The 15,572-nt window shown below is 67.8% G+C and carries 16 protein-coding genes and 1 other annotated feature; of the genes, 8 read left to right on the top strand and 8 right to left on the bottom strand.

Translation table 11 applies throughout. From position 1 onward, the window contains the following. The first annotated feature begins 10 nt into the window (after positions 1–10). Positions 11–457: a YbhB/YbcL family Raf kinase inhibitor-like protein gene (locus IEW87_RS00595; RefSeq protein ID WP_188710388.1), complete on the top strand. Its 447-nt coding sequence runs from the start codon at positions 11–13 to the stop codon at positions 455–457. Positions 458–514: 57 nt separating this feature from the next. On the opposite strand, the gene IEW87_RS00590 is transcribed toward IEW87_RS00595, so the two are convergent. Next, a complete protein-coding gene (locus IEW87_RS00590) occupies positions 515–1,270 on the bottom strand; it encodes an SDR family NAD(P)-dependent oxidoreductase (protein ID WP_188710387.1) in 756 nt (251 codons plus the stop codon). Between the two features lie 143 nt (positions 1,271–1,413). Here IEW87_RS00590 and IEW87_RS00585 point away from each other — a divergent pair, with 143 nt between their 5' ends. Further along, positions 1,414–2,877, top strand: coding sequence for an NCS2 family permease (locus tag IEW87_RS00585; protein ID WP_188710386.1), 1,464 nt, complete (start codon positions 1,414–1,416; stop codon positions 2,875–2,877). 13 nt (positions 2,878–2,890) lie between these two features. Here the strand turns inward: IEW87_RS00585 and IEW87_RS00580 are convergent, their stop codons facing one another. From IEW87_RS00580 to purS, 3 genes are all read right to left on the bottom strand, one after another. Then, a complete protein-coding gene (locus IEW87_RS00580) occupies positions 2,891–3,820 on the bottom strand; it encodes a 2-hydroxyacid dehydrogenase (RefSeq protein ID WP_188710385.1) in 930 nt (309 codons plus the stop codon). Positions 3,821–3,931: 111 nt separating this feature from the next. Beyond that, on the bottom strand, positions 3,932–4,639 hold the full coding sequence (gene purQ, locus IEW87_RS00575; RefSeq protein ID WP_188710384.1) for a phosphoribosylformylglycinamidine synthase subunit PurQ: 708 nt from the start codon (positions 4,637–4,639) through the stop codon (positions 3,932–3,934). Next, positions 4,636–4,884 carry a phosphoribosylformylglycinamidine synthase subunit PurS gene (gene purS / locus IEW87_RS00570; RefSeq protein ID WP_188710383.1) on the bottom strand — a complete coding sequence of 83 codons (249 nt, stop codon included), beginning with the start codon at positions 4,882–4,884 and terminating at the stop codon, positions 4,636–4,638. Before purS ends, purQ begins: the two co-directional genes overlap by 4 nt. A gap of 83 nt (positions 4,885–4,967) precedes the next feature. On the opposite strand from purS, the gene IEW87_RS00565 reads away from it, so the two are divergent. From IEW87_RS00565 to IEW87_RS00540, 6 genes are all read left to right on the top strand, one after another. Beyond that, positions 4,968–5,312 carry a PLD nuclease N-terminal domain-containing protein gene (locus IEW87_RS00565; RefSeq protein ID WP_188710382.1) on the top strand — a complete coding sequence of 115 codons (345 nt, stop codon included), beginning with the start codon at positions 4,968–4,970 and terminating at the stop codon, positions 5,310–5,312. A 153-nt stretch (positions 5,313–5,465) separates the two neighbouring features. After that, a complete protein-coding gene (locus IEW87_RS00560; protein WP_188710381.1) occupies positions 5,466–6,782 on the top strand; it encodes an ABC transporter substrate-binding protein in 1,317 nt (438 codons plus the stop codon). 98 nt (positions 6,783–6,880) lie between these two features. Continuing rightward, positions 6,881–7,924, top strand: coding sequence for a carbohydrate ABC transporter permease (locus IEW87_RS00555; RefSeq protein WP_188710380.1), 1,044 nt, complete (start codon positions 6,881–6,883; stop codon positions 7,922–7,924). Positions 7,925–8,007: 83 nt separating this feature from the next. After that, the gene (locus tag IEW87_RS00550; RefSeq protein ID WP_229731158.1) at positions 8,008–8,838 is read left to right on the top strand and encodes a carbohydrate ABC transporter permease; all 831 of its coding nucleotides are present in this window, start codon (positions 8,008–8,010) and stop codon (positions 8,836–8,838) included. Between the two features lie 26 nt (positions 8,839–8,864). After that, on the top strand, positions 8,865–10,274 hold the full coding sequence (locus IEW87_RS00545; protein WP_188710378.1) for a glycoside hydrolase family 1 protein: 1,410 nt from the start codon (positions 8,865–8,867) through the stop codon (positions 10,272–10,274). A gap of 72 nt (positions 10,275–10,346) precedes the next feature. Next, on the top strand, positions 10,347–11,381 hold the full coding sequence (locus IEW87_RS00540) for a LacI family DNA-binding transcriptional regulator (RefSeq protein WP_188710377.1): 1,035 nt from the start codon (positions 10,347–10,349) through the stop codon (positions 11,379–11,381). Between the two features lie 69 nt (positions 11,382–11,450). Here IEW87_RS00540 and IEW87_RS00535 read toward each other — a convergent pair whose 3' ends face one another. The 4 genes from IEW87_RS00535 to IEW87_RS00520 all read right to left on the bottom strand — a co-directional run bounded on the left by IEW87_RS00535 (position 11,451) and on the right by IEW87_RS00520 (position 15,536). After that, positions 11,451–12,806, bottom strand: coding sequence for a uracil-xanthine permease family protein (locus tag IEW87_RS00535; RefSeq protein ID WP_188710376.1), 1,356 nt, complete (start codon positions 12,804–12,806; stop codon positions 11,451–11,453). 71 nt (positions 12,807–12,877) lie between these two features. Further along, complete coding sequence (locus IEW87_RS00530; RefSeq protein WP_188710375.1) at positions 12,878–13,822, bottom strand: phosphoribosylaminoimidazolesuccinocarboxamide synthase; 945 nt, start codon at positions 13,820–13,822, stop codon at positions 12,878–12,880. Between the two features lie 22 nt (positions 13,823–13,844). Continuing rightward, on the bottom strand, positions 13,845–14,219 hold the full coding sequence (locus tag IEW87_RS00525; RefSeq protein WP_188710374.1) for a nuclear transport factor 2 family protein: 375 nt from the start codon (positions 14,217–14,219) through the stop codon (positions 13,845–13,847). 52 nt (positions 14,220–14,271) lie between these two features. Continuing rightward, positions 14,272–15,536 (bottom strand): IS3 family transposase gene (locus IEW87_RS00520; protein ID WP_229730800.1). Its coding sequence is split into 2 segments (ribosomal slippage): positions 14,272–15,233 and positions 15,233–15,536, totalling 1,266 coding nucleotides; the frame shifts between segments, so codons are not numbered across the junction. Then, positions 15,103–15,237 (bottom strand) — a sequence feature (AL1L pseudoknot). It overlaps the preceding gene by 135 nt. Positions 15,537–15,572 lie beyond the last annotated feature (36 nt).

The following is a 15,572-nucleotide window of genomic DNA, read 5'->3' as shown; positions in this document are numbered from 1 at the left end:
GGAGGCAACCATGGCATTCCCAGGAACGATCACCGTCACGTCTCCGGACTTCGACGATCGCGCGCGTCTCGCCGATCGATTCACCGCCGAGCACGAGAACGTCGCGCCCATCATCGAGGTCTCCGGCGTTCCACACGACGCGGTCGAGCTCGCATTGATCTGTCACGATCCCGACGCGCCGCTGCCGTTCGGGTTCACGCACTGGACCGTTTTCGGAATCCCTTCGGACACGACAACGGTCACCGCCGATGTCGGGCGCGAGGGCATCACGAGCAAGAACGAAGCCGGCTACTCGGGTCCGCTGCCTCCTCCCGGACACGGGGAGCACTCCTACTACTTCTGGGTGTACGCGCTCAGCCGTCCCGTCGAGGGGGAGCCGACTCGCGAGGAGTTCCTGCGTGACTACGCGGACGCGGTGATCGAGCAGAACCGCGTCGTCGGCCAGTACTCCCGCTGACGACGGCGAAACGCGCACGCCCAGAAGGGCGTGCGCGTTTCTTGTCTTCGGGTGACGTCAGACGGTCGTGTAGCCGCCGTCGATGAGGTAGTACGCACCGGTGACGAACGACGCATCATCCGACAGCAGGAACCGTACGACCTTCGCGATCTCCTCCGGCTGGCCGAGGCGACCGAGCGGGTGCTTTCCGGCGAGGGCGTCGAACGCCTCTTCCGACAGCGAGCTCTTCACGAGAGGGGTCTCGATGTAGCCGGGGCCCACCGCGTTGATGCGCATGCCCTCGCTGCCGTACTCGGCGGCCGCGTTCTTCGTCAGGCCGACGACGCCGTGCTTCGCGGCCGTGTAGGCGGAGTTGCCGAGCGCTGCGACGGTGCCGTGGATCGAGGCCATGTTCACGATGGACGACTCTCCGCCGCCCGCCTTGAGCATCGCGGGGATCTGGTACCGCATGCCGTAGAGGACGCCATTGAGGTTGATGTCGATGACACGGTCCCAGTCTTCGGTGTCGATCTCGCCGGTCGGCGCCTGCGCGCCGCCGATGCCCGCGTTGTTCACCGCGTAGTTGAGTTTGCCGTAGGTCTCGACCGCGAACTCGACGGCTTTTCGGCTGTCTTCGACGACCGCGGTGTTGCCTGCGAAGGCGGCGGCATCTCCGCCGGCGCTCGTGATCTCGTCGACGACGCGCTGTGCGGTCTCGAGCTTGAGGTCGGTGACGACGACCTTCGCACCCTCGCGGGCGAGCTCCTTCGAGATGGCTTCGCCGATCCCCGATCCGCCACCAGTGACGAGAGCGACCTTGTCGTTGAATCCCATGATTCGCCTCCTGAAACTCTTCGTCAGATGCATTCGGATGAATGTACCTGTCCCTCTATACTACACATGTTGGCGACAGGAAGTGCCGCCTGCGCCCATTGTGCGGGTGCGGACCGCTCGCGCGCTATGGGAACATCGTTCCTATGACCTCGGTGAACGCATCCGCGACCCAGAAGCGCCCCGGCGCGATCGATCGATATTTCCAGATCTCCGAGCGCGGATCGACGATAGGCACCGAGATTCGCGGCGGCATCGTCACGTTCTTCGCGATGGCGTACATCGTCGTGCTCAACCCGCTGATCCTCGGCACGGTTGAGGACGGCACCGGTCAGGTGCTCGGAGGTGGGACCCTCGCAGACGGCGGGCCGAACCTCGCGATGATCGCGTCGGCGACGGCGCTCGTCGCTGGCGTCATGTCGATCCTCATGGGCGCGATCGCGAACTACCCGCTCGCGCTCGCCGCCGGTCTCGGGCTCAACGCGGTGGTCGCCTTCTCGATTGCCGGACTCCCGAACGTCACCTGGGCCGATGCGATGGGCGTCATCGTCCTCGAGGGCATCATCATCCTCATCCTCGTGTTGACAGGGTTCCGCGCGGCGGTGTTCCGTGCAGTCCCGACCGAGCTGAAGACCGCGATCGGTGTCGGCATCGGTCTGTTCATCACGCTCATCGGGCTCGGCAACGCGGGTGTCGTCAGCGGCGACGGCGCGACGATCCTGTCGCTCGGCAACCTCGGCACGCTCCCCGTGCTCGTGTTCGTCGTCGGTCTGGTTCTCACGATCGTGCTGCACGTGCGCAAGGTGCGCGGTGCGCTGCTCATCTCGATTCTCGTGGCGACCGCGCTCGCCGTGACCCTCGAGAACACGCTGCACATCGGGGGCCGCTCGGAAGACAACCCGGGCGGATTCAACAGCGCCCCGACGTTCGACGGCATCTTCTCGATGCCCGACTTCTCGCTGATCGGGCAGTTCAACCTGCTCGGTTCCTTCCAGAACATTGGCATCGTCGCGCTTGTGCTGCTCGTGTTCTCGGTCATGCTCGCCGACTTCTTCGACACGATGGGCACGATGGTCGCCGTCGGCGGCGAAGCGAAGCTGCTCGACGCGAACGGCAACCCGCCGCGCTCGACGCGCATCCTGCTCGTCGACTCGGTCGGCGCGATCGCCGGTGGCGTCGGATCCGTGTCGTCCAATACGGCGTTCGTCGAGTCGAGCGCCGGCGTCGGCGAAGGCGCGCGCACGGGGCTCGCATCCATCACGACCGGTGTGTGCTTCCTGCTCGCGACGCTGTTCTCGCCGCTGGTCGGGCTCGTGCCCTACGAGGCAGCCGCACCCGCGCTCGTGCTCGTCGGATACCTGATGATGACCCAGATCGCGGGCATCGACTGGAAGAACGCCGACATCGCGATCCCCGCGTTCCTCACGATCGCGGTGATGCCGTTCACCTACTCGATCGCGGACGGCATCGGCGCCGGGTTCATCGCCTTCGTGATCGTGAAGCTCGCGCGTGGGAAGATCCGCGAGATCCACCCGCTGATGTGGATCGTCTCGATCCTGTTCGTGGTCTACTTCCTCGTCGACCCGATCCGGGTCTGGCTCGGCGTGTAGCGGGGTGGGGCGCTCAGCCGCGGATGACGACGTTGATCGGATCCTCGCCACCCGCGATGCGCTCCGCCTGCGAGGCGACGAGCTTCGCGATGCGGGGGCGCATCGCGTCTGACATGCCGCCCACGTGGGGCGTGATGATGACGTCGTCGAGACTCCACAGCGGGTGATCGGCCGGCAACGGCTCCGGGTCGAACACGTCTGCCGCGAACCGGATCCGGCCACGCTGCACGTGGTCGACGACGGCATCGGTGTCGAACGTCGGGCCCCGCCCGACGTTGACGACGAGCGCGCCGTCCGGGAGCGCCGAGAGCGCGGCGTCGTCGATGAGGTGATGGGTGGTGTCACCGCCGGGAAGGACGTTGACGACGATGTCGGCGGTGGTGAGCAGCTCCGGCAGCTCGTCGATGCCGTGCACATGCACGCCGTCCTCGTCGCGGGCGCGGGAAGCGACGGGCACGACGTCGACTTCGAAGCCGACGAGGCGCTGGGCGATGGCCTTTGCGACGCCGCCGTACCCGAGCAGCAGTACGCGACGATCCGCCAGTCCCGGCGTCCAGTGCTTGGTCCACTCACCCGCGAACTGACGGCGCAGGAAGACGTGCATGTCTCGCTGTGCCGCGAGCATCAGCCCGAGGGTGAGCTCAGCCGTCGCCGTCTCATGCACGCTCGAGGCGTTCGCGTAGACGAGGCCCCCGGGCAGCACGTCGGCGACACCGTCGTAGCCGATCGACTGGGCCTGGACGAGTTGCGGTGAGACGCCGGCGACCGCGCGCAACATCGCGCCCTGCTTCATGTATGGCGGCACGACGACGTCGATGCGCTCGCGCGGCGGCTCGCCGTCGACCCAGAGAACCACCTCAACATCGAGGGCGGGATCCAGGTGGGCGCGCACGTCGTCGCGCAGCTGCTCGGTCGGGACGGAGACAATCAGCGAATCGGTCACCAGTCCACCGTAGCGGGGTGCCACGGTCAGGTGGGCGCCGGAACGTCGTGATCCGCGTCGCGTTCGCAGGGTCGGGCGCGGTGGTTGTGTCTGACCCGCCCGAGGAACGTGCTACGCGACGCGAGAAGCGAGCGCGTTCAGCGCGCTCTCGAAGATCCGCAGGCCGTCGACGCCCGAGCGCATCGCGGCGGGCGTGTTCGGGCCGAAGCCCGGCTCGACCGCGTGCTCGGGGTGGGGCATGAGTCCGACGACGTTGCCGCGCTCGTTCGTCAGCCCCGCGATGTCGCGCAGGGATCCGTTCGGGTTGACGCCCGCGTAGCGGAACGCGACCTGGCCCTCGCCCTCGATGCGCTTCAGCGTCTCCTCGTCAGCGGTGAATCCACCGTCGGCGTTCTTGAGCGGGATGATGATCTCGTCGCCCGCGTCGAAGGCGTTCGTCCACGCGGTGTCGGCGTTCTCGACGACGAGCTTCTGGTCGCGGCGGATGAACTGCTGGTGCGCGTTTCGGATGAGTCCGCCCGGCAGCAGGTGCGCCTCGACGAGCATCTGGAAGCCGTTGCAGATGCCGAGCACGGGCATGCCCTTTTCGGCGGCCTGCTTCACCTCGGTCATGATCGGCGCGAGCGCGGCGATCGCGCCGGCGCGCAGGTAGTCGCCGTACGAGAAGCCGCCCGGCAGGACGACGGCGTCGACGCCCTCGAGGTCGTGGGAGCCGTGCCAGAGTGCCACCGGCTCCGCGCCCGCCACCCGGATCGCTCGCTGCGCGTCGCGATCGTCCAGGGATCCGGGGAAGGTGACGACCCCGATCCGCGCGGTCACTCGACCACCTCGATGCTGACGACGTCCTCGATGACCGAGTTCGAGAGCACGTCGTTGGCGACCTTCTTCGCCTCGGCGAGCACCTCATCGGTGACCTCTCCGTCGACCGTCATCTCGATGCGCTTGCCGATGCGCACGTTCTCGAATCGGCCGTGGCCGAGGCGGTCGAGCGAACCCGTCACGGCCTTGCCCTGCGGATCGAGGAGTTCGGCCTTGGGCATGACGTCGACGACGATGGTGGGCATTGGCGGGCTCCGGGTCTCGCGAGGGCGGGGGATCACCACGATCCTACCGGCGGCGCGCGCGGGCCGCGTTCTATGATGCGACCATGCCCTTCCTGATCGGTCTGGTGAACCTCGCGTTCTTCGTCGTCTCCCTCGTCGACATCGTTCGGCTGGACGAGGCGCGCGTGCGGTACCTGCCGAAGCTCGCGTGGATCATCGTGGTGATCCTGCTGCCGTTCATCGGCAGCATCCTGTGGTGGACCCTTGGGCGCGAGTATGCGCCGCGGCCCGCGAGGTCAGCTCGCCGCACCCACCGCACGCCGGCGCCGCGGCCACCGGCCGACGTACGCACCACGGAGCAGCAGCTCGCCGACCTCGAGCGCGAAGAGTACGAAGCGAAGCTGCGCGAGGAGATCGCGCGACGTCGCCGCGAGCGCGACACCGACTGACTCGCTTCTCGCCCCGGATCCGCGCGGCGACGACCCGTTGGCGCAGGGATCCGTCCCACACACTTGACATCATGGGAGCGCTCTCATAGTGTGGTCGCCGTCATGGGAGCGCTCTCATGACGTTCCGACCACCACCACGAAGGAGTGGGAACTGTGAAATCACACATCCTGCGCAGAACATCCGTCGGCATCGCCGCGACCGCGGTCGGGGCGCTTGCGCTCGCTGGCTGCTCCAGCTCGGACGGGGGGTCCGACGCCTCGGCGGGATCGACCGACGAAGACATCACGCTGACGATCACGACGTTCGGCACCTTCGGCTATGAGGAGCTCTACGAGGAGTACATGGCCGAGCACGAGAACATCACGATCGAGGCCACGAACATCGACACGGGCGGCAACGCCCGCACCGACCTGTTCACCAAGCTCGCCGCCGGCAGCGGCGTCTCCGACATCGTCGCGATCGAAGAGGGCTGGGTCGGTGCCGTCATGGAGGTCTCCGACATGTTCGTCGACCTGAACGAACACGGCTTCTCCGACCGCGCGGACGACTGGGTCTCGTGGAAGAACGAGACGGTCACCGACCAGGACGGCCGCGTCATCGGATACGGCACCGACATCGGCCCGACCGGCCTGTGCTACAACAAGCCGGCGTTCGAATCGGCCGGCCTGCCCACCGACCGTGAGGACGTCGCCGAGCTGCTCGAGGGCGACTGGGCGCACTACTTCGAGGTCGGTCAGCAGTACGTCGACGAGACGGGCAACGCGTGGTTCGACCAGTCGGGCTTCGTCTGGAATTCGATCGTGAACCAGATGCCCGAGGGCTACTACACCTCTGACGGCGAGCTCAACGTCGAGGGCAACACCGAGATGCGCGAGAAGTTCGACCTCCTCGCCGACGCCGTTGCTGGCGGACAGTCGGCTGCGGAGTCCGAGTGGGACTGGAACGGCGGCAAGTCGTTCGTCGACGGCACCTTCGCGACCTACGTCTGCCCGGGGTGGATGCTCGGCGTCGTGCAGGGTCAGATCGAGGCCGGCGGCGGCGATGCCGACACCGGCTGGGACTTCGCCAACGTCTTCCCCGGCGGCGCCGGCAACTGGGGCGGCGCATGGTTGTCGATCCCCGAGAGCAGCGCACACGTCGACGCGGCGGCCGAGCTCGCGAACTGGCTCACGCAGCCGGAGCAGCAGGTCAAGCAGGCTGAGGCGGCGGGCAACTTCCCGTCCACGATCGAGGCGCAGGAGACCCTCGCGGCTGACGCGACCCCGAACGAGATGTTCGGCGGAGCTCCGACCGGCGCGATCCTCGCGGACCGTGCACAGGGCGTCGTCGCCCAGTTCAAGGGTCCGGACGACTCGCTGATCCAGGAGAACGTGTTCGGCCCGGCACTCGACGGCCTGGACCGCGGTGAGAGCGACGCCGACGCCGCCTGGGACGAGGCGGTCAGCCTGCTCGGAGAGCTCGTCGAGTAGCACGTCTCCGCGGTGGCTCGGTGCGCGCCGGAATCCTTCCCGGCGCGCACCGGCGCCTCTCCGCATGACGAGCATCGCTTCGACCCGAGGATCCCCGTATGAGCACGACCAGAACCCCAGCGCCACCCGCCGCCGGCCGGCCGCGCACCGCCGCACCGCCCCCACGCAAGCCGGCACCGACATTCCGCCTGCGACTGTCGCGGTTCGACGTCAAGGCGTCGCCGTACTTCTACATCTCGCCCTTCTTCATCCTGTTCGCGCTGGTGGGAATGTTCCCGCTGATGTACACGATGTGGGTCTCGCTGCACGAATGGGATCTGCTGAAGGGACAGGGCGAGTTCGTGGGCCTCGGCAACTTCGTCGAGATCCTCGGCGACCGGATGTTCTGGAACTCTCTCGGCAACACGGTCAGCATCTTCCTGCTGTCGACCATCCCGCAGATCATCGTCGCCCTCGGCGTCGCCTACCTGCTCGACCAGGGGCTGCGCGCCCCGACCTTCTGGCGGATGGGCGTGCTCGTCCCGTTCGTCGTCACTCCGGTCGCCGTCGCGCTGATCTTCTCGAGCGTGTTCAACGAGGCCGACGGTCTCGCCAACAATCTCCTCAATCTCATCGGCGTCGCCGACCTCGAATGGAAGCACGACAAGTTCCTCAGCCATCTCGCGATCGCGACGATGGTGAACTTCCGCTGGACCGGCTACAACGCCCTGATCCTCCTCGCCGCGATGCAGGCGGTCCCCCGTGAGCTCTACGAGTCCGCGGCGATCGACGGCGCGAACAGCCTGCGACGGTTCCTCTCGATCACCATCCCGACGATCCGCCCGACGTTCGTGTTCGTCATCATCACCTCGACGATCGGCGGCCTGCAGATTTTCTCGGAGCCCAAGCTGTTCGACGCGTCGAACGCCGGCGGCATCGGCGGATCCGACAGGCAGTTCCAGACCACGGTGCTGTTCCTCTGGGAGATGGCCTTCTTCCGGCGCAACTTCGGAGAGGCTGCCGCCGTCGCATGGCTCCTCTTCCTCATCATCATCGCCTTCGGCATCTTCAACTTCCTGCTGTCGAGGCGGATCGCGACAGGCGACGCACCCAAGGCCTCGAGACGAGAACGGCGCCTCGCCAGGAAGGGATCCGGATCATGAGCATGATCACGCCAGGGGCGACGAGAGAGATCACCACAGAAGGCGCATCGCCTGCGGCGCGGCGCTCGTCGCGTCGCACGCAGATGGGAACGGCCGGTATCGGCAGTCGCCCCGGCTTCCTCACCTACGGGCTGCTGGCGGCGTTCCTCATCGGAAGCATGTACCCGATCTGGTGGTCGTTCGTCGTCGCGAGCGGCTCGAACGCCACGCGCGGTGAGACCCTTCCGCTCATCCCTGGCGGCAACTTCTTCCGGAACGCGCTGCTGGTGCTCGACGCCATCCCCTTCTGGAAGGCGCTCGGCAACTCCATCGTCATCTCCTCGATCATCACCGTGTCGGTCGTGGCCTTCTCGACGCTCGCAGGCTACGCGTTCGCGAAGCTGCGCTTCCGCGGCCGCGACGGCCTCATGGTGTTCGTGATCGCCACGCTCGCGATCCCGACGCAGCTCGGCATCATCCCACTGTTCATGGTCATGCAGGAGTTCGGTTGGACCGGTACGATCGGCGCGGTCGTCGTGCCGACGCTCGTCACGGCGTTCGGTGTGTTCTTCATGCGGCAGTACCTCGTCGACGTCATCCCCGACGAGCTCATCGAGGCGGCGCGCGTGGACGGCGCGAACCAGATCCGCACGTTCATGACCGTCGGGCTGCCGGCCGCGCGGCCGGCGATGGCGATCCTCGGCCTGTTCACGTTCATGACGGCCTGGACCGACTTCCTCTGGCCGATGATCGTCCTGCCGCCGCAGAACCCCACCCTGCAGACGGCGCTGGCCGACCTGCAGTCCGGGCACTACATCGACTACTCGATGGTGCTCGCGGGTGCCGTGATGGCGACGATCCCGCTCCTCATCCTGTTCGTCGTCGCCGGCCGCCAGCTCATCAGCGGCATCATGGCCGGCGCCGTCAAGGGCTGATCCCCGTACCGTCTCGAAAGGCATCCATGACTCGTTCGATCCCCGCCGACTTCCTCTTCGGTGTCGCGACAGCCGCCTTCCAGATCGAGGGCGCCGCGTTCGAGGAGGGGCGTACCGCCAGCATCTGGGATGCGTTCGCGCGCGTGCCGGGCGCCGTCGCGAACGCGGACAACGGTGATGTCGCGTGCGACCACTATCACCGGTACGCCGAAGACGTCGCCTTGATGAAAGAGCTGGGGATCCAGACCTATCGGTTCTCGACGTCCTGGTCGCGGGTGCGGCCAGACGGCGGAGCGGTGAACGCGAAGGGCGTCGACTTCTATTCGCGGCTCGTGGACGAGCTGCTCGAAGCCGACATCCTGCCGTGGCTCACGCTCTACCACTGGGACATGCCGCAGGCGCTCGAGGAGGGCGGCGGCTGGACGTCGCGCGAGACGGTCGACCGCTTCGTCGAATACGCGATGACGATGCACGATGCGCTCGGCGACCGCGTCTCGCGCTGGACGACGCTCAACGAACCGTGGTGCTCGTCGTTCCTGTCGTACACCGGCGGCGAGCACGCGCCCGGCCGGCACAGCGTCGAGGACGGACTCCTCGCATCGCACCACCTGCTGCTCGCACACGGTCGCACCGTCGAGCAGCTGCGGGAGCGCGACGCCGAGCTCGACATCGGCATCACCCTCAACCTCACGGTCGCCGAGCCGGCGGATCCGGACGACGCCGCGGATCGCGATGCCGCGCGCCGGATCGATGGTCAGTTCAACAGGTGGTTCCTCGATCCGCTCTTTCGCGGATCCTTCCCCGCCGACATCGTCGAGGACGTGCGCCGCGTCGACGCGGACGCCGTCGCCTCGTTCACCGATGCCGTGCACGAGGGCGACCTGGAGACGATCGCGCGGCCGCTCGACTTCCTCGGCGTGAACTACTATCACGGCGAGTTCGTCTCGGGAACCGTGCCCGCCGACCCGCCGCCCTCGGTCCCGTCGGGCGCGACGTATCCGACGGGCTCGCCCTACCCCTCGCACGAGGGCATCCACTGGCACGACCGCGGCCTCGACCGCACGAGCATGGCGTGGGAAGTGCAGCCCGAGGGGCTCACACGCCTCCTCCAGCGCGTCGCGGCCGACTACGACGTACCGGCCCTGTACGTCACGGAGAACGGCGCCGCCTTCGACGACGAACCGATCGATGGATCCGTCGACGACGCCGAGCGCACGGACTTCGTTCGCGATCACGTCGCGGCGACGCTCGACGCGCGCGAACGGGGCGTCGACGTGCGCGGGTACTTCTACTGGTCACTCCTCGACAACTTCGAGTGGGCGTGGGGATACGGCAAGCGCTTCGGGCTCGTGCGGGTCGACTACGACACTCAGGTGCGCACCCCGAAGCGGAGCGCGCGGGAGTATGCGCGCATGATCACGGAGCGTACGATCTGACGGATCCGTCCGGCCTGCGCGTGTCGCCGGCCGGGCGCACGCCGAACCGGCCAACCGGCGGGACAATGGCGTATGGGAAGTGAGGTGGGCAACGTGCCGAGGCTGAAGGAAGGACCGTCGACGACGCTCGAGGAGGTCGCTCGCCACGCAGGCGTCTCCCGTTCGACGGTGTCGCGGGTGATCAACGGCGGCTCCCGCGTCAGCCCCGACGCGCTCGAGGCGGTCAACAGGGCGATCGGCGAGTTGCGTTACGTTCCCAACCGGGCCGCGCGCTCGCTCGCTTCGCGGCAGTCTCACGCGATCGCGCTCATCGTTCCCGAGGATACGACGCGCTTCTTCGGGGATCCGTACTTCTCGGCGATCGTCGCGGGGATCAACGATCGCGTGTCGGCGTCGCCGTACATGCTCGGGCTGTTCATCGCGTCGGATGACCCGGCGGACAAGGCGGCGAGCTTCATCGCGTCAGGCAGCGTGGACGGCGCGCTCGTCGTGTCGCACCACACCAGCGACGAATACCTCGGTCGGATCGCTCGGTCGACGACGGTCGTTTACGGCGGTCGCCCGATGGATTCACGCGACGACGACTACTGGGTCGATGTCGACAACGTCGAGGGCGGGCGCATCGCCACGCGCCACCTCGTCGAACGCGGCTGCCGTCGCATCGCCATGATCACCGGTCCGCCCGATATGCGCGCCGGTGTCGAGCGTCTCGCCGGATTCCGCGAGGTGCTGGCTGACGAGGGTCTCGAGCCGGTCGGCGTCGAGGACGGCGAGTTCTCGGCGGTCGGCGCCGTCGCCGCCATGACGCGGATCCTCGACAGCGGCGTGACGCCCGACGCCGTCTTCGTCGCGAGCGACCTCATGGCCCGCGGCGCTCTCGGGGTGCTCGAGGGGCGGGGACTGCGTGTGCCGGACGATGTCGCGATCGTCGGATTCGACGACTCGCCCGTGGCTGCGCGCGTTACGCCGCCGCTCACGACGGTGCGGCAGCCGTCCCGCGAGCAGGGGGCCGTGATGGCCGACGTGCTGATCCGCCTTCTGTCCGGCGAGGATCCGCCGACGGAGTCGATGCTTCCGCTCGAGCTGGTCGTCCGCGCCAGCGCGTAGCCGCGTTCGTGTGACGCAACCGGCCCTTCTGTTCGCGCGCGAAGGGTCGTTTGCGTCACACGAAGCGGGTCAGTCGCGCGGGTCGCCGCCCAGCGGTCCCACGGCGGGGATCGGGCCGGCGTCGTCGGCTCCCGTGCGCCGGGCGCGGGCGATGACGTTGCCCAGGTGGTAGATCACGAGCGCGGCGACGGTGCCGAGCACGATGCCGCCGAACTCGAACCCTTCGATCTGCATCGTGAAGCCCGCGATGCCGATCACGAGCGACACCGCGGCGGTGTACTGGTTGACGGGACGAGAGAAGTCGACGCGGTTGTCGACCCAGATCTTGATGCCGATGATGCCGATCAGGCCGTACAGCGCGGTCGTGACACCGCCGAGCACGCCGGGCGGGATCGAGTTGAACACGGCGCCGACCTTCGGTGAGAAGGCCAGCAGAATCGCGACGAAGCCCGCGACCCAGTAGACGGCGGTCGAGTACACGCGCGTGGCTGCCATGACGCCGATGTTCTCGCCGTACGTCGTGGTGCCGGATCCGCCGCCCGCGCCCGCGAGCGTCGTGGCGACGCCGTCGGCGATGAGGGCGCGCCCCGTGCGCTCGTTGATCGACGGATCCTCGGTCATCGTCGCGACGCCGCGTACGTGACCGACGTTCTCGGCGATGAGCACGAGGACGACCGGAAGGAACATCGCGAGCGTCGACCAGGTGCCGGGCGAGGCGAAGTCCGGCAGGTGGAACTCCGGCAGCCCGATCCACGCGGCGCGGTCGATCGCCTCGGCCGGCGTGACGCCCGTGACGGCGTTCGGCACGTCGAAGGCGCCCGTGGCGATTGCGTAGACGTAGCCGACGATCACGCCGAGGAAGATCGAGATGCGGCCGAGGAACCCGCGGAACAGCACCGCGAAGAGGATCGTCGCGGCGAGGGTCACCGTTGCCGCGATCGGATCCACCTGGAAGTTGCCCCACGCGGTCGGCGCGAGATTGAACCCGATGAGCGCGACGATCGCGCCGGCCACGACCGGCGGCATCAGCGCATCGACCCACTTGAGCCCCGCGACCTGGACGACGACGCCGACGATCGCGAGCAGGATCCCGACGGCGACGACGCCCGCGAGGGCCGACCCGAATGAGCCGGACGCCGTTGCGGCCGTGATCGGCGCGATGAACGCGAACGAGGATCCCAGGTAGCTGGGCAGGCGGTTTCCCGTGACGATGAGGAAGAGGATCGTGCCGATGCCCGAGAAGAGCAGGGTCGTCGGGACCGGGAATCCGGTCAGCGTCGGAACGAGGAACGTCGCGCCGAACATCGCGACGACGTGCTGGATCCCGATCGCGATCGTGGCGGGCCACGCCAAGCGCTCATGGGGGGCGACGACCGCGCCGGGCGCCACGTCGCGCCCGTTTCCGTGCAACTTCCAACCGAACATGCGGATCCTCTCACACCGTGGACCGCACCTGCGGTCGGATCCACGTTACCGGCTGGCCGGCATCGGCTGCGTCAGGCCGTGAGGCGGGTGAGGAGGTCGCGGTAGCGGTCGAGCGTGCGGGTGACGATGTCCGCGGGCAGACGCGGGGGAGTGTCGCTGTCGTCCGCTTCGGGCGCACTCGGCCCGTCGCCAGCGGAGCCTTCCCTACACCGGCCTTCCGCATTGGTCCAGTTCGCGGCGAGCCAGTCGCGCACGATCTGCTTGTCGAAGCTCGCCATGCGCTCCTCGGGGGTGGAGCCGTTCTGCCACGCCGCCCGATCCCAATATCGGGACGAGTCGCTCGTGAGCACTTCGTCGCCGAGCCGCAACGTGCCCGCGTCGTCGACGCCGAACTCGAACTTCGTGTCGGCGACGATGAGGCCCTTCTCGGCGGCGATCCGGTCGGCGCGACGGTAGATGTCGAGCGACACGTCGCGCAGTTCGGCCGCGCGCTCCGCGCCGACGAGTTCCACGGTGCGTTCGTACGAGATGTTCTCGTCGTGCTCGCCCAGCGGCGCCTTGTACGCGGGCGTGTAGATCGGCTGGGGCAGCCGGTCGCCGTTCTGCAGCCCCTCCGGCAGGCGGATCCCGCACACCGTCCCGGCTTCGCGGTACTCACGCCAGCCGGATCCGGTGATGTAGCCGCGCACGACGCACTCGACCGGCAGCATGTCGAGGGTGGTCACGACAGTCGCGCGGTCCGCGACGGCCTCGGGCGGATCTTCGCCCGTGAGGTGATTCGGCACGGGGTCGCCGCCGTCGCCCCCGGCCAGCTGCGCGAACCACCACGAGCTCAGGGACGTCAGCAGCGCGCCCTTGCCGGGGATCCCCGGTTCGAGCACGTGGTCGAACGCGCTTACGCGATCGCTCGCGACGACGAGAAGGCGATCGTCGGATCCGCGAGTCGGCGCGTACAGGTCGCGGACCTTCCCGGAGTAGACGTGCTTCCAGCCGGCGATCTCGGGTGCTTCGCTCATCCGTCCATTATGGAGGCGCCGGCTACGCGGTCGTGACGACGCGGATCGACGCGAGTCGCTTGCCGGCCGCGCTCGTGAAGCGGAAGGCGTGCGCGAACGGCACCTCGGCGCCGGAGATCGTCCACGAGCCCCAGGCTGCGCCTTCTTTGCCGTGGCTGATGGCGCTGTCGACCACCGCCCGCGTCAGGTCTCCGCGCACCGATCGCAGTCGCTCGACGACGGCGTCCCGCCCGGAGAGGGTCTCGAACCCGCCGGCCACCGCCACCTCGAGCACCATCTCGTCATCCAGCACGGCCGCGACGTCGTCCCACTCGGCGTACGCCAGCGCGCGCTCCCAGTCGGCGAGCAGCAGATTCTTCGGCGAATTGCCGCAGTTCTCCGGGCCGACGTAATCCATGATTCTTAGGTTATATCCGGTTGAAGCGACCTGGGTCTGATGGAGACTCGCGCTATTTGATTCCGACCAGCAGGTTGTGGTCGTTGGGGACAGCATAGAACGCGTTCTCGAACTCGACGGGCGGGACGTCGCCGAGGTAGCCGTGGAGGCGCTGCGTGTTGTGCCAGTGCACCCAGCCGAGCGTCGCGAGCTCGAGATCCTCGATCGTCTTCCATGGCCCTGTGCGTGCGGGTGCGCGGACGAGTTCGGCCTTGTAGTAGCCGTTCACAGTCTCAGCCAGGGCGTTGTCGTAGCTGTCCCCGACGGTTCCAATCGACGGCGTGGCGCCGATTTCCGCGAGGCGTTCGCCGTAGCGAATGGAGGTGAACTGAGACCCCGCGTCGCTGTGACATCGCAGGTCGGCGTGGTGGTGGCCTCTGGACCAGCGGGCCATCTCGATCGCGTCGAGGACCATCTCGGTGCGCATGTGCGATGCGCACCGCCACCCGACGATCATCCTGCTGAACGCGTCGATGATGAAGCACACGTACGCGACACCGGCCCAGGTCGGCACGAACGTCAGATCCGTTACCCAGAGCCGGTTCGGCGCGGCCGCGGTGAACACCCGCTGCACCAGATCTGGGTGCCGCGCCGACGCCGGATCTGGCCTCGTCGTCTTGACCTTCTTCGACCGTCTGGCGCCTTCGATCCCCGCCAGCTTCATCAGCCTCGCGGTCTGGTCCCGCCCGATCATGATCCCCGCCCGCCGGGCCGCCTTCCAGAGCTTGCGGACCCCGTAGACCCGGTAGTTGGTCTCCCAAAGTTCGACCAGCTGGGGGATCAGCTCCTCGTCCCGCACCGCGCGGGCAGAGGGGGCGCGGGTCTTGGCGGCGTAGTAGCTACTCGGAGCCACCTGCAGCAGTCTGCAGATGAGCTCGACTCCGAGCCGGCGACCGTCAACGAGGTCGTCCTTGTTCGCGTCGATGAACGCGACTATTTCCGGTAGTGGCGGTCGAGCTCCGCCCCGAAGAAAGACGCCGCCCGCTTCAGCACCTCATTGGCCCGCCGCAACTCCCGGACTTCCTGCTCCAGCTCACGCACCCGCTGCGCCTCAGCGCTACTCACACCCGGGGTGACGCCGTCGTCGATGTCGGCCTGCTTCACCCACATCCGCACGGACTCGACCCCGTAGCCGAGCTGCGTCGCGACGCGCTGCACCGTCCCCTGCGTGACACCGAGCTCCGCGCGCAGCGTCCTCACCATCCGCACCGCGGCGGCCTTCTCCTCGACCGAGTAGCGACGCGTCGTCGGCTTCCCACTCGCCAGTTCCTTCGGCATAACCCCATCCTCGTTTCCAAGGTCAGGAGCCTCCAA

It is taken from the genome of Microbacterium faecale (genome assembly GCF_014640975.1).
Taxonomy (GTDB): domain Bacteria; phylum Actinomycetota; class Actinomycetes; order Actinomycetales; family Microbacteriaceae; genus Microbacterium; species Microbacterium faecale.
Note: the sequence above shows the minus strand (reverse complement) of the source record. Positions and strands in the feature narration are given on the sequence as shown.